General features: G+C 43.6%; 20 protein-coding genes and 1 pseudogene. 5 read left to right on the forward strand and 16 right to left on the reverse strand.

The genetic code is table 11. The features are described 5' to 3' along the window. Nucleotides 1–919: 919 nt before the first annotated feature. The 5 genes from B3K42_RS04820 to B3K42_RS04840 all read left to right on the forward strand — a co-directional run bounded on the left by B3K42_RS04820 (nt 920) and on the right by B3K42_RS04840 (nt 6,678). Entirely contained in the window at nt 920–1,531 is a 612-nt protein-coding gene (locus B3K42_RS04820) for a DUF6036 family nucleotidyltransferase (protein WP_292597188.1), read from the forward strand. Continuing rightward, the gene (locus tag B3K42_RS04825) at nt 1,488–2,330 is read left to right on the forward strand and encodes a hypothetical protein (protein ID WP_292597191.1); all 843 of its coding nucleotides are present in this window, start codon (nt 1,488–1,490) and stop codon (nt 2,328–2,330) included. The genes B3K42_RS04820 and B3K42_RS04825 overlap by 44 nt, the downstream gene beginning before the upstream one ends. 566 nt (nt 2,331–2,896) lie before the next feature. Then, on the forward strand, nt 2,897–3,388 hold the full coding sequence (locus B3K42_RS04830) for a S8 family serine peptidase (RefSeq protein WP_258367242.1): 492 nt from the start codon (nt 2,897–2,899) through the stop codon (nt 3,386–3,388). Nucleotides 3,389–3,740: 352 nt separating this feature from the next. Beyond that, nucleotides 3,741–4,865 carry a glycosyltransferase gene (locus tag B3K42_RS04835; RefSeq protein ID WP_292597195.1) on the forward strand — a complete coding sequence of 375 codons (1,125 nt, stop codon included), beginning with the start codon at nt 3,741–3,743 and terminating at the stop codon, nt 4,863–4,865. A 1,111-nt stretch (nt 4,866–5,976) separates the two neighbouring features. After that, nucleotides 5,977–6,678, forward strand: a complete 702-nt coding sequence (locus B3K42_RS04840) for a hypothetical protein (RefSeq protein ID WP_146227042.1) — start codon at nt 5,977–5,979, stop codon at nt 6,676–6,678. Nucleotides 6,679–6,695: 17 nt separating this feature from the next. Here B3K42_RS04840 and B3K42_RS04845 read toward each other — a convergent pair. The 16 genes and pseudogenes from B3K42_RS04845 to B3K42_RS04920 all read right to left on the reverse strand — a co-directional run. Beyond that, nucleotides 6,696–7,016, reverse strand: a pseudogene (locus tag B3K42_RS04845) (glycosyltransferase); the annotation flags it as partial. A gap of 74 nt (nt 7,017–7,090) precedes the next feature. Continuing rightward, nucleotides 7,091–8,245, reverse strand: a complete 1,155-nt coding sequence (locus B3K42_RS04850) for an ATP-grasp domain-containing protein (RefSeq protein ID WP_110990379.1) — start codon at nt 8,243–8,245, stop codon at nt 7,091–7,093. Nucleotides 8,246–8,302: 57 nt separating this feature from the next. Beyond that, nucleotides 8,303–9,397 (reverse strand): glycosyltransferase, encoded by a 1,095-nt coding sequence (locus tag B3K42_RS04855; RefSeq protein ID WP_110990380.1) that lies wholly within the window; start codon nt 9,395–9,397, stop codon nt 8,303–8,305. Then, complete coding sequence (locus tag B3K42_RS04860; protein ID WP_110990381.1) at nt 9,394–10,764, reverse strand: phenylacetate--CoA ligase family protein; 1,371 nt, start codon at nt 10,762–10,764, stop codon at nt 9,394–9,396. The genes B3K42_RS04855 and B3K42_RS04860 overlap by 4 nt, the downstream gene beginning before the upstream one ends. Continuing rightward, a complete protein-coding gene (locus tag B3K42_RS04865; protein WP_110990382.1) occupies nt 10,764–11,846 on the reverse strand; it encodes a CapA family protein in 1,083 nt (360 codons plus the stop codon). Before B3K42_RS04865 ends, B3K42_RS04860 begins: the two co-directional genes overlap by 1 nt. 2 nt (nt 11,847–11,848) lie before the next feature. Next, complete coding sequence (locus B3K42_RS04870) at nt 11,849–12,715, reverse strand: carbohydrate deacetylase (RefSeq protein ID WP_110990383.1); 867 nt, start codon at nt 12,713–12,715, stop codon at nt 11,849–11,851. Beyond that, nucleotides 12,716–13,873, reverse strand: coding sequence for a glycosyltransferase (locus B3K42_RS04875; RefSeq protein ID WP_181419063.1), 1,158 nt, complete (start codon nt 13,871–13,873; stop codon nt 12,716–12,718). It abuts the gene before it with no gap. Further along, the gene (locus tag B3K42_RS04880; protein ID WP_258367243.1) at nt 13,834–14,838 is read right to left on the reverse strand and encodes a glycosyltransferase family 2 protein; all 1,005 of its coding nucleotides are present in this window, start codon (nt 14,836–14,838) and stop codon (nt 13,834–13,836) included. The genes B3K42_RS04875 and B3K42_RS04880 overlap by 40 nt, the downstream gene beginning before the upstream one ends. 71 nt (nt 14,839–14,909) lie before the next feature. Next, nucleotides 14,910–16,016, reverse strand: coding sequence for a Gfo/Idh/MocA family protein (locus tag B3K42_RS04885; RefSeq protein WP_110990386.1), 1,107 nt, complete (start codon nt 16,014–16,016; stop codon nt 14,910–14,912). Between the two features lie 4 nt (nt 16,017–16,020). After that, nucleotides 16,021–16,416 carry a four helix bundle protein gene (locus B3K42_RS04890; RefSeq protein WP_258367244.1) on the reverse strand — a complete coding sequence of 132 codons (396 nt, stop codon included), beginning with the start codon at nt 16,414–16,416 and terminating at the stop codon, nt 16,021–16,023. Between the two features lie 122 nt (nt 16,417–16,538). After that, nucleotides 16,539–17,843: a nucleotide sugar dehydrogenase gene (locus tag B3K42_RS04895; RefSeq protein ID WP_110990387.1), complete on the reverse strand. Its 1,305-nt coding sequence runs from the start codon at nt 17,841–17,843 to the stop codon at nt 16,539–16,541. A gap of 92 nt (nt 17,844–17,935) precedes the next feature. After that, nucleotides 17,936–18,661, reverse strand: coding sequence for an acyltransferase (locus tag B3K42_RS04900; RefSeq protein WP_110990388.1), 726 nt, complete (start codon nt 18,659–18,661; stop codon nt 17,936–17,938). 354 nt (nt 18,662–19,015) lie between these two features. Then, nucleotides 19,016–20,251 carry a DegT/DnrJ/EryC1/StrS family aminotransferase gene (locus B3K42_RS04905; RefSeq protein WP_110990389.1) on the reverse strand — a complete coding sequence of 412 codons (1,236 nt, stop codon included), beginning with the start codon at nt 20,249–20,251 and terminating at the stop codon, nt 19,016–19,018. 113 nt (nt 20,252–20,364) lie between these two features. Then, nucleotides 20,365–21,018, reverse strand: coding sequence for a winged helix-turn-helix transcriptional regulator (locus B3K42_RS04910; RefSeq protein ID WP_110990390.1), 654 nt, complete (start codon nt 21,016–21,018; stop codon nt 20,365–20,367). A 555-nt stretch (nt 21,019–21,573) separates the two neighbouring features. Continuing rightward, nucleotides 21,574–22,518 (reverse strand): nucleotidyl transferase AbiEii/AbiGii toxin family protein, encoded by a 945-nt coding sequence (locus B3K42_RS04915; protein ID WP_181419064.1) that lies wholly within the window; start codon nt 22,516–22,518, stop codon nt 21,574–21,576. Continuing rightward, nucleotides 22,505–23,278 (reverse strand): type IV toxin-antitoxin system AbiEi family antitoxin domain-containing protein, encoded by a 774-nt coding sequence (locus B3K42_RS04920; protein WP_110990392.1) that lies wholly within the window; start codon nt 23,276–23,278, stop codon nt 22,505–22,507. Before B3K42_RS04920 ends, B3K42_RS04915 begins: the two co-directional genes overlap by 14 nt. Between the last annotated feature and the right edge of the window lie 368 nt (nt 23,279–23,646).

Consider the following 23,646-nt stretch of genomic DNA (forward strand, 5'->3'; position numbering starts at 1 on the left):
CTTCGATTAAGCATGGCTTGAAGTTTCCTTCTTCGCCTTCTTGGCACACCGGAATATCTAACGATGAAAATCGTGTAAAGCACTGAAAACACTGCGTTCGAGCTACTTTCTCTAGGTTTATCTCTCGTTATAATTTACGGGAATGCAGGCTTAAAAGGAGACGTAAGGGCGCCGAAGAACCTTTGTAGAAGTGAGGCTGCTTCGCAGGAAGCCTCTCAGGTCAACCGTCAACGGTTCTCCGTCCTCCGAGCTGGAAGATCGTTGCAAGTTCCATGATGCAAGTTGCAAGAAGAAGCTAGACCTCTATCTGAAAGAGCAACGATAAGTGCCATCCCCCTTTCAAAGTCATCCTGGCGTGCTCCTGGTCAGGATCTCGGTCTTTGGTCTTGGCGAAGGACGGGTCCATGATCTGGGACGGACAACGAAGGACGGGTCTTCTCAGCTTACAGCGGCTCCTAGATGCGAGATCCCGTGCAGAACCATCACGGGATGACAATCTTAGGTGATTCTGTAGGGGCGAACGGCTGTTCGCCCGAAGAGGAAGTTCTCTCACAGGCGCAAAGCAGAAGGCAAAAAGTAGCCAGTCTGCTGACGCAGCGAACATCTCGAGATGATCTTCATCGTCGTATCTTATTGGTAAGGGTCCATGGTCCGAGAAGAGGAGCAAATGACAGCTCTAACGCCGGCGTGACGAGATGAAAGAGTATTCTGAATCGTCCAGCGTTGTATCCCGGCGTCCGATCAAAAACTCGTTTTTTCCACAAGCAAGGAGGAAACATTGACAATAGTCAGAACGTTAATCTGCTGGAGGAGACTGTCATCAGGAAACCACCCTGAGATTTCTTAAGGAATAACAAACGATAGCAGTGAAGTAGTAGTATGTGAGTTATTAGTATATTGTATGTGATATACTAATGGCATGAATAGGAATATGGATTTTTCCGATATCGAAGTCGCATTGAAGGCTCTGAATTCTCAGTTAACGAGAGTTGGTGAGAAAGTCGGATTGGTTGTTTGTGGCGGCACCGGACTGAACGCTCTTGGCTTAGTGCAAAGGACAACAGCTGATATTGATGTGGTTGGTTTCGCAGAGGAAGTCGAGGATCAGATTGTCATAAGTAGAGCAGAATTCCCCATTTGGCTTCGGGACGCTGCAGGAAAAGTTGCCAGGGATCTTGGGCTTGCCAAAGACTGGATAAACGATGGACCGGCATCACTCGTAGAACTAGGTTTGCCTGAGGGATTCTCTGAACGACTTACCAAAAGTGAAATTGGAAGCTCTCTTTCTGTTTACTATATTTCTCGAATAGATCAGATTCATTTCAAGTTGTATGCTTCAGCTGACCGTGGCGGCTATCATGTAGATGACCTGATGAAGTTAGAGCCTACTGAAAGAGAGATTGTAGAGGCAGCGAAATGGACTATGACTCATGATGTCTCACCGGCCTTTAGAGGAATCATGATTGACCTTTTGCGGAGGCTTGGTTTTGATGATGCATCCAAAGAGCTTCAAGACACTGATAATAGATAATGCCGTTCGATTGCTATGGGACCAGTGGGTGAATCTCGGCGCCTGGTCGAAACCCGGGCAATCTGCGAAGGTTTTTAGTGATCCGGAATGTGCGATTGCCTTTTCCAGTTATTTCTGTAAACATGAAAAGCGTCTCGAGAAGATCTCCTTGGACTGGAGCAAAGCGAACCTCCAATATATTAATCATTCTCGCCTGAAAAGACTTCGGAAGGCTGTGGTTGATCATATTCAACTACCAGTTGATATTTCTGAAGTGCACGCTTCCACTACTTCCAGCAAGTACATCACTGAGCCCGACGCTAGTGACATATCGAACTTGCTTATTCGACTGAGGCTGATCTTCGGATCTACTACCAGGGCGGAGGTTATTTTTCATTTACTGACCATGGGAAGAGCAAATTCTAATCAGATAGCAGTCCATCGCTTTCTCAATCAGAAGGCGGTACTCCTGGAACTCGAGAAGCTGGCTAAGGCCGGTGTTGTGGTAGAGAAAAGGTCGGCAAGAGAGAGACTGTTTTCCGTCCAAAGGAATTTCGCCGGGCTTTTTGAATCTGAAATTCAGTCGATCAGTCCGCCATGGTTTCTTCTTGCTTCGCTACTGATGTTAGAAGGATGTCTCAGGGATGAGCTCATTGATGATGAATATCTAGTCTTTTCAGCATTCATGGATCATAAAAGAAAACTTTCTGACTATCTTCAGAAGGCTGGCGAATGCAACTTGACTCTCTCAGGATCAAGAGCATACGAGTTTTATGAGAGCGTTACTGATTACTACACATGTCTTTGCACACTCTTCTAGGAAGTGAGTAACACTCATTAATAGCGGTCTAGCTGGCAGGCAACCACTGCTATGATACTGGCGGAAGTGATGCTGCTTCGCAGGAGGGAAAATTAGCCAGTCTGCTAACGCAGGCCAGTCTCTGCCCTTGGCAGAGGCCAGTCGCACTTCGTGCGGCCAGTTCCGCTTCGCGGGGAAAGATCCTCAAACCCAGTCTGCTAATGCAGGCCGATCTTCTTGATCTGTGATCCTATTCAGAATCATATTCTTCTTGTAGGGGCGAACGGCTGTTCGCCCGAAGAGGGGGGCCAAAATCCGTTGGCCGTTCAGCGTCCTCCGAAAAGAACATCGTTGCAAGTTCCACGATGCAAGTTGCAAGAAGAAGCCAGACCTCTATCTGAAAGAGCAATGATAAGTGTCATCCCCCTCTCAAAGTTATCTTCCTTCAGCCTTTTATGTCATTCTGACAATGCTCCTGTTCAGGATCACGGTCTTTCTCGAAAAAGGGACGTAGAACTGATTGCCCCCGGTGTAGCATATTAAGCACTATTCCCGGAGGCGGCCATGCCTATTACAGCGGCACATCGATGGCTTCGCCGCATGTTGCTGGAGTTGCTGCCTTTGTTCTTGCCGCAAACTCTGAACTGACGAACGTTCAGGTCAGATCAATCCTCCAGCAGACGGCAGAAAGTCTGGGGCTGAAACGGGAGCATCAGGGATATGGGCTGGTCAGAGCCGATCTAGCAGTTCAGAGTGCGTCGGGAGTCACTCCTGAACCCGATACTTCGATCACAGTGTCTAGTGTCGATTATTCGTTGAGTAAGAATCTCAAGCATATGTATGTTTCAGTTCAACTGGAGCCGGTTGTTGTCGGAGCAAGTGTTTCGATAGCAGTCTACCTTAACGGAGGCAGTTCACCATACTACACTGGAACAATCACGACAGACACGGCGGGTGTTGCCAAGTTCACGGTTGTCAATGCGTCGTCTGGGACTTATTCGACTGTGATCACGAAGGTCAAAGCACCCGGGTACACCTGGGACGGTGATTTTCCTGTCAATTCATACTCTAAGCAATGAATGATACTGTTGTGGCAAAATGCTTAAATCAGTTTATTCCAGCGTTTTGATTCATTAATTTCAGATAGGCTAATTGACAGGAACACTCATAAGAGAGCCATGAGATGAGTTCTTCTTCATGTGATAACAGTGATGGCAGGGTTTGAGCCTCTATTATTATCATGAATAATCTTAGATATGCATAACTCCGATACTCCGGCGGAAAATGGGTAATAACTATTCTTTTCAGTTAACCAATATGATATTTCTCTTTATGTAGCTGAATCTGAAGCCAGCAATTTGTTTCATACTTAATAAAGCTGAAACGGCCCGGTGTTAAATACGATACAATACAGATATTATGAGAATACTAATGTTCGCTAATACTGAGTCGACCTATACGAAGCAATTTTTGACTCAAATGAGTCGTTCATTGTCTAATGCTTCTTTTGACGTGATTACTCCTATGACCGTTCCACTAGAATGCATAGCCGTTAATCAGCATACCTTTGCAGACACCAAAAGTATTCTTTCAAGAATCCCTAAGGTAAGAGGATTTCACAGACTGGAGAGGATTAGACAGTTCATCTCCAGGTCTGATAATTACGACATATGTCAGATTCACGTTGTCAATCCGCAGTATTGGTATTTGCGAGGCGTGTTACAGAAGAAGTGCAGAAATGTTGTTTCATCAATTTGGGGAAGTGATTTCTACAGGGTCTCCCATCTTTCTCGACGACGACAGGAAGCACTCTTCAGGATTTCCAGTGCGATCACTTTCACAAACAGAAATACTCTAGAAGAGTTTGATCGATACTTTCAGGAGAGGTATTCAGACAAACTGAGAGTATGCAGATTCGGTCTTGCTCCACTTTCTGAACTCAAGAAGTTGCGTCTCACGAAGGCAGAATGTAGAAGATCTCTAGGTATTCCAGATGACTCATTCCTGGTTACCATTGGATATAATGCGAATCCCGGCCAGCAACACTTACGTGTTCTCGAGAGCATACGTGGTTATAGTGGGAAACTTCCAGGGAATCTCTACATTTTGCTCCCTTTAACATATGGCGGTCCACAGAACTACAAGAGTTCATTGAAGAACTGGCTGGAAGATTCAGGTCTTAGACACAAGTTGTTTTCCAAATTTATGCCCGATCGAGAAATTGCTTTGATCCGAAAGGCATCTGATGTATTCATTAATGTACAGGTTACCGATCAATTCTCTGGTTCTATGCAGGAGCATCTTTTCGCCGAAAATGTTGTGATTACTGGGGATTGGTTGCCCTACAAAACTCTTGACGAGAGAGGTGTGTTCATGCGGAAGGTCTCATCGGTCGATGATGTTGGAAGAGAACTCCTACATGTTGCACATAATCTAGATTCGCTGAGAAAGAATTGCCTCATAAACCCGGACATTATTTGGGAGCTTTCAAGTTGGGAGAAAAACATTCAGTCTTGGGTTGGTTTGTATGAGGGGTTCTTTGACAATAGATCTTAATACGTTTTGTTCTTTAAGGGATTCGGAACTTGATGCGGGGTAATGAAGGTGGTGCTCGGCGACTTTTCTGAAACTGAAATGTGAATCTCCATTGGCTCAATGGGATTTCGACCTTAATTCAGTGTCAGCAGATCTGGGTTGTTGAACGTTCAAATGCTAATCTACTCGAGCTAAAAATTCATCAGTTTCTGAGTGAGAGTTAGCCGTTTTATGATGAGGGAAAAATGCGACGATGATTTCCAGACAAGCTAATTCTATGAGATATTTTGATCTTCACTCTTTACCATTCGAAAGCTTCATTTGCATTTGCTCGAAGTGTTTTCGTCGGAACTAGTGTGTAATTGAAATCAAGCTTACCTACAAATGATTTGTTGTGAGATACTTGAAGTGCCCATAGCTAAAGCCTCAGAAGGTTCTTGATACTTTAAAGAATGACTACTATTCGGGGGCAATTTTCATCGAATTTGGTTTGATAAGTATCAATCGATGCGGATTTTGAATATGTCATTGGAAACAATGTCCCGAACTTTGTTAGAGCTATCTCTTTGCAAGAGTGTGATTGCCGATGAAGAGAGTGTTTGTTATCGAGTTGTTTGGCCATGAGATGTGTTTGCTTTCAGTCGTTCAATCTCTTAGGCATTGTGAAGGTCTAGAAATTCATGTTATATCTTCAGATCGTGTGACGAAAAATGCGATGAAGAGCTCTTTTTTTCCAGAAGATGTTGCCTGGCATGATATAAGGACTGAAGAGCCAAGAAGCAATAGACCATTGAAGAATGCAGGCAATTTCACAAGGCTTCTTTCTGATGTTCTAACAATAGTTTCCAGTCATTCAGAACGAAACGATCTAGTGTTTATGAATACAGTAGAATGTGACTTAAGTCGTATGCTTCTTGATAATCTTGTGGAACCGTTGAATGCAAAAGGTCTCAAGGTTTTTATCGGGATACACAATTCGTTCTTGTTTATGTCCCGCTTTGCAGAGGACCTTGAGAAGGATCTTAAGAAATACTACAGTTTGCCTCTGGAGAAGAGATTTAGGAAGAAACACATTCCTGTGTTTCTTTCGGCTCCGATGGCAGAAATAGCGCTTCGATACAGAAGAACAAATTTGAGAAAGATTGCAACATCTGTAGCGGGGTATTACGTGTTTGGCGAGCAAGTGATCACACCGAACGACTCTAAAGCAAAACTTGTGTTCTCTGCAAAGCCCGTGAATCTTGATGTTGTGAATTTACGCCTAAAAAGACTTAATGTCATCGCGCACGGTGATAACAAGCTGGTCTTTACAGTCACAGGAAGAGTTGATCTCTATAGAAGAGATTACATTTCCGTTTTGAAGGCATTTGAACATGTTGACCCCCGGAAATTCGAGTTAGTTTTACTTGGAGAACTTGCTGACGATGGAGTAAGGAAGATTATAGACTATTCTGTCATAAGAAGTGCGATAAGAACGTTTGATAGGCGCGTTTCAGAAGATGAATTTGAAGACTGGATAGGAAAGACGGACTTCATCATAGCTCCAGTTTCAGAAATACCTCCATATGGAAAATTCAAGATATCTGGAAACCCTGGGGATGCCCTTTCGGCTGGAATCCCGTTAATCATTCCGCAACGATACTATGAAGGCAAGACACCTCCAGGAACGTTATCTTACACTGATTCTGAATCCCTGAAAGAGAATATCGAAGAATTAATTGAAAATCGGAATTACTCTGCATCTATTTCTAATGAGGCGCTAGACAGAACACTCAGTATTGCCGATGGGTTAGAGAGGAACGCCTCTGTGTGCCGCGTTTTAAGTGATTCATAATATAGAATGTCTTATTACTACTTACTTTTCTGCTCAGAGATCGCGTTAAGCTGCTCTGCAAAATGCGTGAAGTTTTCTTGCGGATTCACTTTGCTTTTCCAAGCATTTCTCACTTGGTTTCTGAAATCAGTACTCCTGGACCTCTTTGAAATACTATTCAGGGCTTCAGAGACATCTTCAGGAGAACAATTCCCTGGAATCAGAACTCCAGTTTCATCAGTAACGAGCTCCGAAGTCCCTCCTACGTCTGTTGCCATTATTGGGATTCCAAAACTCATAGCTTCCATTATGGATACCGGGAGACCTTCCGTTGAACTAGTATTGATGAAAAGATCAACTCGGTACCTCACATTCATCGAGGGTAGCATTTAATCTCCGTTCAGATTCTCGCTCCATTCATTCAGAAAAAACACTAAGAATTACCAATTCTTTTTGTCAAACTCCCTCTGCGGAGCGCAGGATCAATGTGTTTTTTCTTCCACTCTTCGACAGATGATAGATAGGTCTGCTCAAAGAAGACTCTTAAGGCAAGTTCTTGGGGCCAATAATTTTCTGCTCTGAAATCCAGTACTCCATCTTCGCTAAGAAAGTATGAGCCTGCAACATTGTTGACTTTTAGCTGAATAGGGGTAATCACACCTATGAACGGAGAGATCTCAATGATCCAGTATTTCCCTTCTCTATCCCTCATCATGTCTACTCCAAGCATTGCTTTTCCTATCGCAGAATAGGTTTTCAGAGCAATTTCAATAGCTTCGTCTGGTAAGTCTTCTTTAATAACTAAACCGCTCCCGGAGGCTCTGAAGTCATTATGCTTTGGCTTCCTGAAGTATCCAGTTATAACATTCCCCGCAATATTGACTCTAAGGTCCATTCCTTCTCCCTCAATGAAACGCTGGAAGTAGACATAGTTCTTCTGACGAAAGTATGCATTGCTGCACTTCTTTCCATAGAAAGAGAAGACCTTGCGAGAAAAACGGGAAAGCTGTCCAAGGTTCTTAATCAGATCTACTTCCCTAGAGCTAGCACCGTGAAAGCGTTTTGAAACTAGTGGATAAGTAAGTTTGGTTTTCATTTGTTCGATTTCATAGTAATCGTTAGAAATGAACGTATCTGCAACGGGTAGCCCATTCATTTTCAAGAAGTATGTAGACATTACCTTGTCATCGCAAAGAAGAAGCGTTTCATAGTCGGGAAAACATTTCTTGCCCAATTTTTTCTCAAGTATATAGATCTTTCTCTTCATTTCATCTAGTTCAGCGGGGCCACTATTCGGGGACCAGATTATCAAGTCATAATTCTTTGCCGTTTCTAGCCAGTCAGAACGATGATAATCGAATATCTCAAAATCAAATCTGTTGTTCTTCAGAAACCTCCTGAATTTCGTCCAGTGGGGATTCTCATTGGTATCCCGGGTTAGACCGACGGATGGTTTTGCAGTTTCCTCTGGCCAGTCTATTAGAACCTTTTCAGCCTCTTTGATATCTACCTTATCAGTCTTAGGTAATCTAGTATCTGGAATTCCAACAATTCTCCATTCGACAAAGCGACGGATCTTGTCAATCATTTGCCACCTCTTTTTAGAGGAATTTCACAGCTACTTACCTCAAGCATAGCTCCATTCTCAACTGGGATAGTTATCTTCACAAACTTCTTCAACAAAATCTCTGAAACTCTCGCGTTTGCTATTGTCCCATACGAAATCATTGTGATACTTCTCCAAATTGTGAAGATACTCATCATAAGCATCAATCGAATAACATATCTTAGCGAAATTCTCGTTAGGCTGTTCAATAAGATTCAAAACCAGTCCCGTCCCTGTTCTTTCAACTATTCTTCTCATTGACACAAACCTTTCTGCAACCAAAACAGGTGTTCCTGCGGCAAGAGAATCGTAGAATTTGTGAGGAAGCGAGTAGATGTCATTCTTGTAATTCAGATCCGATCTACTGTTAAATGCAATTAGGGTAAAACGAGCTCTGGATATTCTTTCCATCATCTTCTCATACTTTAAGAAAGGAATATTTTCATCCGCCATTTTCCATTTCATACCAATCGATACAATTCTAAATTTGCTCTTCAGTCTAACAACAAGTTCTCTGGAGATAGAAATATCTCTTTGAGTACCTCCAACAACAACAATCTCGTTTTGCCTATTATCTTGAAAGATCCCATTTGCAGATTCGTATGCGTAATTTGGTAGAATGAAGCGTTTTACGGATTGACCAGTTTTTCGAAGCATGTAATTCGATGCGTCTTCTGATGCAAAGACCACTCCATCACAAAGTGAAAATTGCTTTCTCAGAATTCCCCACATTATTGGTCTAAAGATTGATGCTTTCTCAGGAAGCCGTTGTTCTGGCATGATCTCGTGAAGATCGTAGATTATTATTTTTCCTCTCTTTTTTGCTTCAGAGAATATTCTAACAGGCATCAAAGCGGGTGAAAAGTGGAAATACGCCAAGTCGTAATCCTTTTGGCGAACTAGTCTCAAGATTTCTTTATCAAAACTAAACCGCTTTCCATACCTTCCTAAACCCTTCATTGAATTCCTGTTCAAGGGGTAGTTCTTGACATTAGTAAGTTCTTCTTCATTTTTTGTTCCTGAGTCTTCCCAATACTGATAGTGTACTAATCCACATTGCCGAAATACATCTACTGTTCTTGCAACCCTTTTATCATTTTTGGTGTGTCCATAACCTATCACCAGTACTTTCATATTCTTCTCTCCGTTCTAATGCATCTGTTTACGACATTTCTTATCTTACCGCCTGTGGCATCAATTTTGGTGACCTCACTTATCTTTATAGCTGCGTTGTCCCCCAGTAGTTTGGACAACATTTTGATGAAGTCCCCAGTTGGTTTCTCATCTGTGATTGTCAGTTTAAACTCATATTCTCCCTTGTCAGTTTGAATTAGCTGGTAGTTCTGAAACGGTTTCAAAAGAGGCTTCAAGTGCATACGAATTGTAACCGGCAACACAGGATTACGCTCTGTATCAAACACAATGTCATCGATCCTTCCGATCACCTTTTTGATTACTAAAGGTAGGCTTCTGCCACAACTACAACTGGATCTTTCACAAGGAACAATCAGGTCTTCAATTCTGTATCTGATAAACGGCATTGCATTGTTCCAAAGCGAAGTACCAATAACGGAGTAGAAACCCTCTTCTCCACTACTCTCTAGCTCTGTAATCCCATACTCAGGCGCCTCATGTAACCCGTTGTGCTTTTCACATTCAAACGCTGCAACTACACATTCGCTAACACCATACGACTCGAAGACTTTGCACCCGAAAGCATTTTCGATCTTATCCCTGGCTGTATCAATAAGAGTCTCACCTGTTGTGAAGACAGCTTTTACCTTCAACTTTTCTCTTCTTCTCAACATCTCATCTGCCAGTATTTCAATTCCCGTTGGGTGCCCTTGAATGAAGAGGGGCTCGAATTCCATCAGCTTCTCAATGTAGGAGGAAATGGTATTGCTATTCAGATGATGAATCGACATCAAGAGCTGGTTCTCGCTCTTGTTGTATATCCAGTAAGGAGGTCTCTCACCAATTACCCTAGCCCCCAGAGTCACCCTTTTGTCACCCAGATGAACTCCAGCCCAACCATAAAATCGCCAGAGCGCAGCAAAATTCAACCTGTAAAGGCTTAGAGGCAGAAAGAATTCGAGTTTTGCTCCCGTTGTTCCGCTTGAAAAGTCCTTGATCGTTTCGATACTTCTGATGTTTTCGCTGGTGAATGATCGTGGATCACTCTTTATCATATCTTTGGTCATAACTGGAATCTCTTTCAGGATTTCTAGAGAAGTAACATCTGAGGGTCGAAGATCAATATCTCGAAACAGCTTCCTGAAGTGAGGAACATTCTCGTAGGAGTTCGATATGACTTGTCGCAATCTTTCTATTTGGAAGATCATTAGTCTTTCCTGGTCCCAATACTGACTCTCCTCGAGAAACTCGAGGAGCTTTCCAAATTCCCCGCCAAATCGCCTGCTATGCAATCTCCTTGCATAGATATTGGCTAACAACTCTCTCAATGCTACTGGAAGTCTTGAGTAGATGTTTACAATACTCATTATTCTTTCCCTCGCAAATGCATGAAGGTTTTTCTAACAACCCTTTTCAGAACATCTAGCAAAAACCTAACGGTTGTTTTGAATCCTTTACTTCTAATCATCCACATTATTCTTGAAAGTTGATAATTCCAAACGTACAACTTACTGAGTACTATAATCCTAAGAGCCCCGGGGTTATTTGAAAGTGAAGTACTGTATTTCTCGATTTTTCGATGCAGTTTTCTGATCTCTCTCTTGTCTTCAACCAAGTTCACTGTCAAGTCAGATGACTTCTTTGTGAATAGAATTTCCGAAAGTGATAATCCATTCTTAGAGATCTCAAAAATAGGAACGATTGAGGTCTTTCTTCCTGATACCGGAACGTCAAATATGAAATCACCAAGCCCGTAAAGAATCATCCCACCTTCTGCAATACGTTCAAAGCCGCTTACGAAATGACTATGACTAGTAATTACTAGATCCGCTCCCTTGATCACAAGCTTTCTTGCAGATTCAACTAGTTTCCTTGACGGAAATGGAGTAAACTCCTTACCTGCATGCAGCAGGACAACGTTCGCGACGATATCTTCACGCTCGTCAAGTTCGTTAAGAAGCGAAGAATTCAGAAGATCAGAAAGCTTAAGTATTGAGAAAGATGATCCTGCAAATTCAGGATACAGAGAATCTTCTATGCAACCAATTAACGAAATATTCCCTCCATTAGAAGCAATTATTCTTGGGTAGCAAAGATCTTTCGATCCAGAGCAAATCCCCGTGAATCCAATATTGAGCTTATTCAGTGTAGCTATTGTTTCTACTACACCCGTTTCGCCGCAATCAAAAATGTGATTGTTTGCAAGAGACATGCATTCAAAATGTGTAAGCAATTCAGCGTAGGCGGGAGGCATATAGAAGTCCCCGATGATTTTGTTTCCACTGCAAATAGGTGTCTCTAAATTCCCGATCAGATAATCAAGGTTTGAAAGCCTTCTAAGGAGATCCTCTGACAATACGGAATCAAGCACTCTGCTCTTTTGAGCCTTCAGGAAACCACGCGCAAGCATAACATCTCCGCAAAACCCGATTGTTGACTTGGAATTCAAAACTAAAGCTCCCAGAAGGAAATAAGTGTCACGCCGTTTTCTCTGGCGGCTTCCTTGACTTCGGCAGATTTCATGATAGCAACTTCTTCTAGTCTTTCATCAACGTAAATCGCGTATTTTCTCAGCGTATCGTCAGGATAACCTGGATGACAGTAAATCTCGTTTGTTCCTTCTGGAATTCTTTTCATTATAGCTACCCAAGTCTCAAGATTGCTTTTCTTGCTTCTGTCAAGATACGCAGGTGTAATCAACCTATCAGCGGCTTTGAATCCATTTCTTTCTGCCATTCTAGTATTCCTTCTTGCATAAATATGTGTCGCGATCTGTTTTGGATGAGATATATAATATTTTGCCAAAGCCCGTGTGCGATTCTTGCTCGCCGATGAAAATAGATAGCGTCTGTGAGTTCGAATTGCTTTAATACCAAACTCCTCTGCGACACTCATCCCACTTCTAAAGAAAGGTGGATAAAGATGCTTGTTCTGATGTCCATCCCAGTGGGAGATTTCCACACCATAGCTTCTGAGCATTCTCGCTTGTGCTCTTAGCTCCTTAACCATTTCCTCTTCAACTATCCTTCCTTTCATTAGAAGTGAAGAAAAGCGGGTACCGTGGAATTCGCCCTTTTCATTAACTAGAGAGGGAATTTCTTTGGGTTTACAAACCGGGAAACCGACGGAGAGATTGAAATGAATTCCAATGCTTAAAAACTTAAACTCTCTTGCAAGTTTACCAACCTCTTCAATGGCTGGAAAATTGACAACGCAACTAGTGCTTGTTACTATTCCATCTGTAACGCTCTCAAAGATCCCTCTGTTTATTCCAAATGTAAAACCAAATCCATCGGCATTGACAATCAACCGTTTCATCTAATTACCTCCGAGAATCTTGCTGTATGAATGAAGTAACTTTGGTTCTTCACTCATCTCCCAGTTTAGTCGCTCAAGAATCGTTTGTCGAGCTTCCGCGGAAATTCTGCCCATTCGAGCAGGGTCATCAAGGAGATCGTTTATGGCGACTGCATAGTCTTCGGCGCTTTGACTTTCGACTAGGATAGAATCCTTTTGGTCAGTAAGAAGCAATGACAGTTCCGGAAGCGATGTACTTACAATCGCTAGACCGTAAGCCATGTACTCAAAGACCTTCATAGGGATTGCAACTTGGAATCTCTTTTCAAAAGGATGATAATTAAAACCTACTGAAGATAACCTGACTAGTTCCAAAGCCTTCATATGTTCCACTTTCTCCATCAATATAAGGTGTCTTTGAATTGATTTACTCGCACTGTTCGAGTTAACCCATTCAATCGTCTCGGTGGACAAGCCGACGAAGACCCACGAAAAGTCCTCTCTCAGTCGCGAAAGTTCAGAGATAACATCCAGCATGAACTTCATTCTTAGTTGTGAAACAGTTCCGAGGTGAATGATATCGAATTCTTTGCCGGCACTGCTCTCCGATTCATGTTCTTCCAGACTATCGATACGGAAGAGATTCATAATCACAGTCTTCCTCTTGGCTTTCTCATACTCCTCTGAGAGAGACTGAGTCGGAAAAACTAGCATGTCGAAAGCCTTCGAGGGAACTGTCTCAAGAACAAACCTCAGGATTGCCGAGAATAGTCCTCCGGACTTTCTTCCCTTTCTCGCTGGAATTACCTCTACATAATGCTCATGAACATCGTAAACCACTTTCTTACGCAGCAACTTCATGAAAAGTCCAGCAAAAATGAAGTCTGGATCATGAAAATGATATATCGCTGCTTTTTCTCTTAAGGCCCTGCGTAAGGCTCTCCACGGCATTACGATTCGAGAGATAAGGCCTCTCCTCGATCTCTTTATTGAAAGGACTCTCACACCGCTCTTCTCAAAATCTCTTTCACCTGGCGCGATAAGTGCTACATCATAGCCATTTGCACTCAAACTCTGACACTCGTTGTAGAAGATCCTTGCGTCAAGCGCAGGGTGAGCTGTAGTAATATGACAGACCTTCATGATTTCGCTGCCCTCGCTGAAAAGATAACCGCACACAAGGACCCAATTCCGTAAGATATGTGAAGTATAGGAAAGGCAAGGATCATTAGAAGCGTAACGCTCAAGCTTTCTCCCTTGCTAAACGACTCAATCAACATCAAGAACAAATAAACACATAGTATCATTACGAGAAGCTTACCTATAATAGAGAAAAATACCCAAAAAACGATCCCAATCAGCAGTGTCAATACAAAAACCAGAGGAATCAAATGTCTTATTGAAAACGGATTGTCTGCATATTTTGCTCCTGTGATAATCCAAAAACCATTCGCAAAGTTGTTCTTCCAGAGCTCTTTGAAAGTCGATCGTGAGTAGTATGTCAGTTCAATGTCGGGAAAGAGAATTATTTTGCCCCCCGCGCGTTTCAAACGCAAATTGAATTCTATATCTTGATTTCTTACGAGTTTTTCGTTGAAATAGCCGATTCTGTCGAAGACCTCTCTCTTGTAGCAGCCGAAGGGAACGGTATCTACTTCTGTAGGTTTGCTCACACCTGTTCTGAACTTGGCACCTCCCACCCCAAGCGGGCTTGAGAGAACTTTTGAGATAGCAATTCCGACAGCCGATTTGACACGTGGCTCAGTCTTCATTACTCCGCCAACATTGTCTGCTCCAGTCTCGATGGCATGTTTGATACACTTCGAGATGTAGTCTGAGGGCATCTCGCTATGTGCACCGCTGAAGAAGACGTATTCGCCTTTAGAAGCCTTCACGCCTAAATTCATCGCGACGGGAGTGATCTTTCTTTCATTATCAATTAACAATACTCTATCGTCTCGTCTTGAAATCTCAGTAACGATCTCTCTTGTTCTATCCTCGCTCATTCCATCGACTACGATTACCTCTATGAGTTCTCCGGGATAGTCACATTTTAGAAATGATTCAACGCATCTTTTGATAAACTTTTCTTCGTTTCTGGCAGGTATAATAATCGAAACTTTCGGCAATTTCAAACTATTCACCACATTTCAGCGTCTTGGCAAAAATGCTGATTCTTTGAATTCGAAAAATCATACAGAATCAGAAGCTTTTCTTAGAACTTCACAGGAATGCCCTCTCTTGCCGACTTATATATCCCGAGAATGATCTCTACAGATTTCTTACCTTCTTCTCCGTTGACAAAGGGTTCGCGATCATCGATAATCGCTCTGGCGAAATCCTTAAAGGCCGTTATGTGACCTGAACCATACACCGTATCCGGGTCGGGTAAATCCATGAACGGGTGTGACTCCTCGCCTTCGAACTTCCAGGTTTGGATTTTGTTCACTGCCAACCCGCCAAGTACGACAGTTCCCTTTTCACCGAACACCGAAAGAGTCTCTTCCAGATTCCTCGGATATACGTTTGCCGTTCCTTCGATTATACCAATAGAGCCGTTCTTGAATCTAACAATCGCAGCCCCAAAATCCTCTGTCTCTATATAAGGGTGATTGTAGTTCTCTGTCACTGCGAATACCTCTTGCACTTCCCCTCCCAGCATCCACTGAAGAAGGTCGATGTTGTGCGAACACTGGTTCATAATCGTGCCGCCATCCATCGCCCACGTTCCTCTCCAGCTGGCCTGCTTGTAATACTCTTCGTTTCTGTTCCAGAGGATACGCGCCGTGGCAGTAAATACACTACCGAACTTACCTGAATCAATCGCCTTTCTAAGCTCCTGAACTGGAGGATTAAACCTGTTTTGAACACAGACGGCTAGTTTCAAGTTCTTCTCTCTCGACAGGGCTATCATTTGGTCCATATGTTCTAAAGCGAGTGCCATTGGCTTTTCTACAAGGACATGTTTTCCCGCCGACAAAAAGTCAATTGTGTTTCTAAAGTGATTCCCGCTCTCAGTGGCAATGGTGACGAAGTCGATGTCATCAGCGCATAATTCGGAATAGTCTGTTGTTACAGTAGGCATGCGCTGATCGTTGTAGGTTGTTGGTTGTATGCTATTCGTAAAAGCTTTTTCCCCACAACGCACAACGTATGACGCACAACGGTTCTTGTATTCTTCAGCGGCTCTTTCGGCTTTCTCTGGCACAAGATCGCAAACTGCAACGAGATCGATCAGATCACTGTTTGCTGCAAAGGCCTCTATGTGTTTCTTCGTTCCTATTCTTCCGCAACCAATGAGGGCGGCACGTAGTTTTTTCATGAAATCATCCTTCCGAGGTTGTAGGTTGTGGGTTGTTGGTCGTGGGTGAATTCTTAAGTGAAAAGATTAAGCCGTTGATTATCTTGTGAATTCTAGTAATCAGTTTAGCAGTTTCGCCGTATTTCTCTTCATGTAAGTAACCAAGCATTCTAGATAGTTCAAGCTGCGTCTCCAATTCAAGAAGAGCTCCGCGAGAATGATAAATGAAATGCACAAATTCCTTCCTCGAATTTCTTCCCGAACCTTCGGCAATATTAGAAGGAACAGACACAGCAGCTCGCTGCATCTGAGAAGAAAGGCCGTAAGTTTCGCGTGCTGGGAAGTCTTCTGTGATCTCATAGATTTTCTTTGCCAATTCCATGCTGAACTTCCATGCATCCAATTCTTTGTATGATCTCAATTCAAACCTCCAAAAACCTTGTCTATCGTAAGTTATCTACTTGGATATGTGAGTTTTCTTACCGATTATCCTAAACTCCAACGATCTTCCAACAACCTACAACGAACAACGCGCAACGGTATCTAAAGTACTTCAACATTTTCACCTGCGATGCCCATTTTGCTGAGGACGTTCTTGGCGTCGAAGATGTATTTCGCGTTCTTTACGATCAGTGGATAGTCTATGAGCTTTTTGTGCGCCGTTGTGATTATTACTGCATCGGACTCTTTAATTAGCTCTTCGGTAAGATTGACGGTCCTGACTCTCTTTTCTTCCCAGAAGAATTCAGGAACATAAGGATCGACTACATAGACATCAGCAAGATTCTTTTCAAGGTGTTCCAAGACTTTCAGTGCCGGGGACTCTCTCATGTCTTCAATATCTTCTTTGTATGCGATGCCAAGCATGATGACTTTCGCTCCGTTCATGCATTTGCCGCGCTCGTTAAGAGCCTTCATCACTCTGGTCACCACGTATTCTGGCATAGAATCGTTTATCTCTCCGGAGAGCTCTATAAGTCGCGTGTGATAGTCGTATTTGCGCGCTATGTAGGTCAGATAGAAGGGATCTATGGGGATACAATGACCTCCCACTCCCGGACCGGGGAAGAAGGGCATGAAGCCGAAGGGTTTCGTAGAGGCTGCATTTATTACGTCCCAAATGTTTATGCCCATTTTGTCCGCCACTACTGCCATCTCGTTAATCAGGGCAATGTTCACTATCCTGAATGTATTCTCGAGAATCTTTGTCATCTCCGCTTCCTTAGGAGATGAAACGACGAAGACTTCCGCATCGAGAACCGATTCGTAGAGGAGCCTTGCCACTTCTGTGGATTCCGGGCCCACTCCTCCGACGACTTTCGGAGTATTCTTCGTCTTGAATCTTAAATTGCCCGGATCGACTCTTTCCGGACTGAAAGCGAGATAGAAGTCCTTTCCGCAGACCAGTCCAGTTTCTTCAAGAATTGGCTTCATTACGTCCTCTGTAGTTCCGGGGTATGTTGTTGATTCGAGTACGACAAGCATGTCTTTATGGAGTCTCTTCGCGACATTCTCTGTTGAGTTGATCACATAGGTAAGATCCGGTTGTTTGAAGACGTCAAGGGGAGTGGGGACGCATATGGCTATCACGTCACAACCTGCTAGTTCGTCGAAATCGGCTGTTGCCCTTAGTCGCCCTTCTGAAACTATCTTCTCCAGATCTGCGTTGACAACATCACCGATGTAGTTGAGGCCCTCATTGACCATTTCAACTTTGCTTTCCTGAATATCAAAACCGATTACTTTGAAGCCGGCTTTGGCCTTCTCAACGGCCAATGGCAGTCCAACATAGCCGAGACCGATTACGCCGATTATCGCTGATTTGTCTAAAATCCTTTCTTTGAGCATGGAAACCTCCGTCTGATTCGTTGCCGGTTGTTGGTTGTGGGTTGTTCGCAATCAAATCCCTTCGAATAACCTACAACGCACAACATACAACGTCATTTTTCGTAGAATACTTGTTCTTCTATAAGCTGTTCTTTTGGGACTTTGCGGATGCATCTTGCTGGAATCCCGGCAAATATGTTTCGCGGTGCAAGATCCTTTGTAACGACGCTTCCAGCCGCAACGAGGGCATCCTCACCAATTACTATTCCAGGAAGAATAGTCGCGTTTGCTCCGATTCGAGCTCCCTTCTTCAATGTTGGCCCTTTGAAGTGCTTTTTTCTCTCTTCTGTTCTGCCCAGATAGTTGTCGTTTGTGAATGTTACTTCCGGAGCAATGAAGCAGTAGTCCTCTATAGTTGAGAAGGCTGTTATATAGGCTCCCGTTTCAATCTTCACTCTCCTTCCAACTGAGGTTCCGTTCTCAACAGTGGCGCCCTTTCCGACTATTGTTCTGTCTCCGATTGTTGCCTTCTCTCGAATTGTTGCTAGATCACCGACAAAGCACTTTTCTCCCAAAGAGGCCCCCTTGTAGATAACGCACGAGGCACCTATTGTTGTTCCATTGCCGACTGATAATGGGCGCAGCTCTTCAATACTTGTAGTGGCGCTTGCACTGGCTGCAAAGGGCTCCTTTCCAAGGACGGTATTGTCTCCTATTGTTACTTCGTCTCCTATGATTACACCTCTGTGAATCACTACGTTGTGACCTATTACGCAATTATCACCGATCTTCGCACCGTCTTCGATTATTACGTTAATTCCTTTTTGGATTCTAGGCATGGGAGTACCTCCATGTGAGGTTGCTAGTTGTGGGTGGTTGGTTGTAGGTGATAAGAGACGACAAGGAAATTGTCGAGAAGCTCGCAAAGCGAGCGAGACGTATCTGCGATACGAGAGATTTGAAAGAACCAAAGAAACAATGGAGAATTTCGCCTGCACGTTCTAGAAACAAACGTAGAACAAAAAAACCTACATAATCTCCCAAGTGAAGTCGTTCCAAGGTTCTTCTCCCAAAAATCCAGTGCGTCCTCTTTTTTAACAAACCAAACCACCTCGATCAGTTCTTTGTCTGTTCATGTGTTTTGAAATTTACTTTCTTGCGCAACGCGCACTCTCGGAAACGCCTTTTCTCTCTTATCTCTCGTTCGTGACAAATTCTGCGATCTTGTCGACCACATATTCGATTTCTTCGTCTGTCAGCTCAGGGAATATCGGTAAAGCGAGTGTTTCTTCACAGGCCCTTTCGGTTTCCGGGAAGCTTCCAGTCGGGACGTCAAGATATTCAAAGCACTTCTGCTGGTGAAGGCCCATAGGATAGTAGATCGAAGTGCCTACACCGTGTTCTGTCAGATAGTTCCTCAACGAATCTCTCCGTTCTCTACTGAAACCCTCGAATCTCACAACGTATTGATGAAAGACGTGAGAGAAAGAGTTGTCAGATGAATTTGACGGGGTATAGGGTATCGGGTATAGGGTCTGGCTTGATTCCTTGACATCTCTATCCTCATAACCCTTACTCGAGACCCCAGACCCTAGACCCGTTCTTTCGAAGTGCTGTGCGTATTTAATGGCTATTTCGATTCTTCTTCTTTCATATTCTTGCAGGTGCTTGAGCTTTGTGTTGAGCACTATCGCCTGCAGCTCGTCGAGTCTCGAGTTGATTCCTATCATGTCGTGAACGTACTTAACGGGCGAACCATGAACTCTATAGCTTCTGCAAAATGCTGCGAGCTCGTCGTTATCCGTGACAATCATGCCTGCATCGCCATAAGCTCCGAGATTCTTCGTTGGAAAGAAAGAGAATGTTGAAAGATCGCCGATCGAACCCGTCATTTGCGTAGATCCGTCAGGATAGGTCCATCTTGCGCCTAACGATTGCGCACAGTCTTCAATGATCTTGAGGTCGTATATCTCTCGTATATTCTCGAGTCGACCGAGCTCCATAGACTGACCAAATAAATGGACTGGGATGATAGCCTTTATCCTTTCTCTTTCGGGATGTGTTTGAAGTAGCTCCTCAACTTTGTCAAGATCTAAATTGTATGTCTCCGGATAGATATCTGCGAATATTGGCGTAGCCCCATTTCTGGTAATAGAGCTCACGGTAGCGAAGAAAGTATAAGGAGTAGTTATCACGTAGTCCCCAGGTCCAATTCCAAGGGCGGCGACGGCAATAAGGAGCGCATCGGAACCGTTTGCCACACCAATCGCGTGTTTAACGCCGATTAGATCTGCCACGCTTTGTTCCAGCTCTTTTACGGCTTCACCTAGAATTACCCTCCCCCCCAGAAGCGCTTCATCGATCTTTCCGAGTATCTCTTCTCTCAAATCACTGTACTGCCTTGTCAAATCAAATAATGGGATATGCATAGAACCTCCTGAGTACCGTAGTGCGTTGTTGGTTGTACGTAGTACGAAGAAAAGTTGATGCTTGTTCGTGAGGATCCAGTCGGTCGGTCTGCCGACAACCTACAACCAACAACCTACAACGTTTCCAAGTTTTCAAGTTCAACTTTGCCTAATTTGGATATGGTGAAGACCATTAGGTTATCTAAACCCCTATCTTTTGCATTCTTCACTATGTTGTTCGCATGTCTGAAGGACGCGACGATTACTGCTGTATTCTCTTTGCCATCGACTTCTTCCGGCGAAAAGACGTGCAGATCATGAAACGTTCCGTTTTGTTTCGCAGCCGAATCATCAATGAAACCAATGATCTTCATGCCCTCAGTTCTCAGAACGTCCGCCAGAATTCCACCGATTATTCCCGCTCCGTATAGATAGAAGCTTTCATGGTCGCTTCCCTTTAACGTGTCCAGCACCTCTCCAAAGATATCTCTAGATTCCGTGTAAAGCTTTGCTGCTTCTTTGAGGTAAAGAATAGTCAGATACTGAAGCCTGAACTTGCCCGCTTCAGTCAAAACATATTTCATGTTGCGGCGATTCTCGCCTTCCTTCTGAATAAGCTGGGAATCTTCGAAGTCTCTTATGTATTTGTTCACCATGCTTGGAACAATACCTGCGATTCTTGCGAGTCGTTCCTGGGAAACAGAAGAGCTTTCCGTAAGAGCCTTCAAAATGCTCATTTCTCTGAAATTGGGAGACGGGTTGAAAAACGAAAACTCAGAAAGATCCATAGTCGCTCCTTTATTATTCATTCACTGACAGAATTATAACAATGAGATGGGCCATAAGTCAAGTCCAAACAACCGAGAATAAGAGAGAACTCGCTTCGCTCGTGAGAGGGGGAGAGACGAGCAATTCAGAGATAATGAGAAGAGGCATTACGTAGAGCGGGTTTCGGGTTTGGGGTCTCGTATAAAACATTAGACGCAAGGCTGGGCAAGAACGGCCCAGGTCGCAATGCCGGCAACGAACACGCCGGGACGCAATGCACTGAGGAGCATCGGCGATCAATTGAGAAGTGATGCTGCTTCGCAGGAAGCCTCTCAGGTCAAGCGTCAACGGTCCACCGTCCTCCGACAAGAGCAAGACGCAAGGCGCCGAAAAGCATCGGCGGTCGCAATGCCGGCAAGGATCGTGCCGAAACGCAGGGCTGCCTCCGGCAGGCGGTCTCGGAACCTTGACCCCGTGCAAAATCATCAACTCATGGCGACGTTTTGTAATTCTGAAAAGCTGAACAATCCATCATCTGAACTTGATTCAGCATCTTGGTCCTACTTTCTGGCTCTTCAAACCTCGTTTGTTTTCCATAGCGCCATCGGGTGGAATCTTATTCTCTCAGCAATTTGCTGATCATCGAATAGCAGCTCAGGATTATAGTCATGCTTTCTGAACCTATCTATAAAATCTCTCTCTTCTATAGTGAAAACGAGTAGTTTTGAAAGGAATTTCTCAACCGTACTAAGCATTTCATCAAGATCAATTTTCTCTGTTTTTCGAAGGACGGGGAGTAGTTCGGTGCGTATTCGGTACTTTGTGATACTTTTGAGCCTGTCAAAATCAAAGCTTTCAGGAATGTCACTACTTCCAATCGAAAAATAGAAGAGGGTGCACTTTCTAAGTAGTTCTTTGTCTCTTTCAGTCAAAGAAAGAAGGGAGATCATTTTGTTGACATCATAGAGATCACGAGTTGCTCCTCTTGTGAGAAGTGCAACTATTTTGCTTGAAAGTATTTCGATAGAACTTACACATCGGCTTCGTATTTCTTGAATGATTCCAGGAATCGTAGTTCTTCTGACTTCCAAAGGTAGTACATGGGCCCTCATAGAGAAGTTGATCTCGATCTTGATATTATCTTTTGCTCCTCCTGAATTCGTGTATTCGAAAACGTGTGATTCGAGAGAATAGTGACGCTTCGATTTGTCGCTATGTCTATAACCGTTCGCGTCCATAAAAAGAATGATTTTATCTATAATGACGATCCTATCTTCAATCATGATATCCCTGGATATGCTTCTGCAGTAGTCAAGGTCAATATCAACTGATAGCCTTGGAAGCTGAATGATCATTAGGTTAATTGCCGTTCCACCCTTCAAAGCCAAAGCTTCCAAAAGAAGCGTATCCGAGTCTATGAATTGAAGTATCTCGACTAATCTCAATGTTTTCTCATATGTATCACGCACAAATCCCAGTTCTGAAGCTAGTTGCCCGATAGTTTGTTTATCGTATCTCACCTGTATCTTCTACTCCTTTCGAGACTATTGCCAAAAGATCTTCCGGGACAAGTAGTTTCCATCTTGAATTGTAAGTTGGTGATTCAAAGCGTATTGCGTTATAGAAGTATCTAACACTCTTGCCTTTTGCCAGTTCACATAGCTCGAAGAAACCTTTTGATAGGCGAAACTTTTCCTGAAAATGACCCAGTATGTATCCAGCCTTTTGATAAAGAAATCTCTTGTTATATTGACCCAGGTACGATACCAGTCTGCTTTCACTGAGTGAGGGAACAGCGCCTAAACAATTAAGAAGTTCCTCTAGACCACCAATTCTCTCAAAGTCATTGATGCTGTCTAGCGTAGTTCTCTCCACGTCTGTTGTCCTCACCCCATCTGGATTCATAACAACTCCCTCATGTATTCGCGGAGAAATAAAACGATATCTCACATCATCATAGGAAAACTCAGAGAACTTGGTTTCTGCGCTCACATATACCTCATAATACACTTGGTTGGCATACCCGTAGTACTCATAAGCAGAGTGATGCGTAATATAAGACTGCGGCCTGATCTTCGACGCGATTCTATATCGCCCAGCTATTGCCTGCCCAGTCTCCAGGCTTTTCGTCACATATAGGTTTCGCTTAACCTGCTCAATTAAGCCGCGCTTCTTGTAGTTCTGCAGCAGAGAATCCGCTGTTTCGCTCTTTCCGACAAGTTCTTTCACATCGCTCTTTGTGAATATTCCCAGTCTCGCCAATTGCTCGTAGTATTTCATATTAATCACCTTCACTATTTTAATTCTAGCACATTACTGGCACTATCTTAATAGTTACAAGCACAGAATAAAACACATGTGGGATTCCGATTTCGTATTCCTTTACCCGTGTTTAAAAGACAGACAGCATATACTTGACCTATAAGGGTTTGTTGACTGTCTGATGAAACAAACTGAGAAAGAACAAGCCACCTAAAACAGGCCAGTCACCTTCGGTGGCCAGTCTTTGCTTCGCAAAGGCTGGTTCCAGCTACGCCGGGCGGAAGAGCCGCTCGCCGCTTGCTAGAAGACGCTGTACGCTGGAAAGAACACCCCAGCAAGTGATGCCCGGAGGAACTTCCGGGGAAGTGATGCGCTGAGAAGCACCG

This window comes from Mesotoga sp. UBA6090 (genome assembly GCF_002435945.1).
GTDB lineage: Bacteria > Thermotogota > Thermotogae > Petrotogales > Kosmotogaceae > Mesotoga.

Coding starts and splice junctions, on each gene's coding strand:
- B3K42_RS04820 (WP_292597188.1), top strand. CDS start 920: ATGAATAGGAATATGGATTTTTCCGATATCGAAGTCGCATTGAAGGCT.
- B3K42_RS04830 (WP_258367242.1), top strand. CDS start 2,897: ATGGCTTCGCCGCATGTTGCTGGAGTTGCTGCCTTTGTTCTTGCCGCA.
- B3K42_RS04835 (WP_292597195.1), top strand. CDS start 3,741: ATGTTCGCTAATACTGAGTCGACCTATACGAAGCAATTTTTGACTCAA.
- B3K42_RS04850 (WP_110990379.1), bottom strand. CDS start 8,245: ATGATTGACAAGATCCGTCGCTTTGTCGAATGGAGAATTGTTGGAATT.
- B3K42_RS04855 (WP_110990380.1), bottom strand. CDS start 9,397: ATGAAAGTACTGGTGATAGGTTATGGACACACCAAAAATGATAAAAGG.
- B3K42_RS04860 (WP_110990381.1), bottom strand. CDS start 10,764: ATGAGTATTGTAAACATCTACTCAAGACTTCCAGTAGCATTGAGAGAG.
- B3K42_RS04870 (WP_110990383.1), bottom strand. CDS start 12,715: ATGAAACGGTTGATTGTCAATGCCGATGGATTTGGTTTTACATTTGGA.
- B3K42_RS04885 (WP_110990386.1), bottom strand. CDS start 16,016: ATGAAAAAACTACGTGCCGCCCTCATTGGTTGCGGAAGAATAGGAACG.
- B3K42_RS04895 (WP_110990387.1), bottom strand. CDS start 17,843: ATGCTCAAAGAAAGGATTTTAGACAAATCAGCGATAATCGGCGTAATC.
- B3K42_RS04900 (WP_110990388.1), bottom strand. CDS start 18,661: ATGCCTAGAATCCAAAAAGGAATTAACGTAATAATCGAAGACGGTGCG.
- B3K42_RS04905 (WP_110990389.1), bottom strand. CDS start 20,251: ATGCATATCCCATTATTTGATTTGACAAGGCAGTACAGTGATTTGAGA.
- B3K42_RS04910 (WP_110990390.1), bottom strand. CDS start 21,018: ATGGATCTTTCTGAGTTTTCGTTTTTCAACCCGTCTCCCAATTTCAGA.
- B3K42_RS04920 (WP_110990392.1), bottom strand. CDS start 23,278: ATGAAATACTACGAGCAATTGGCGAGACTGGGAATATTCACAAAGAGC.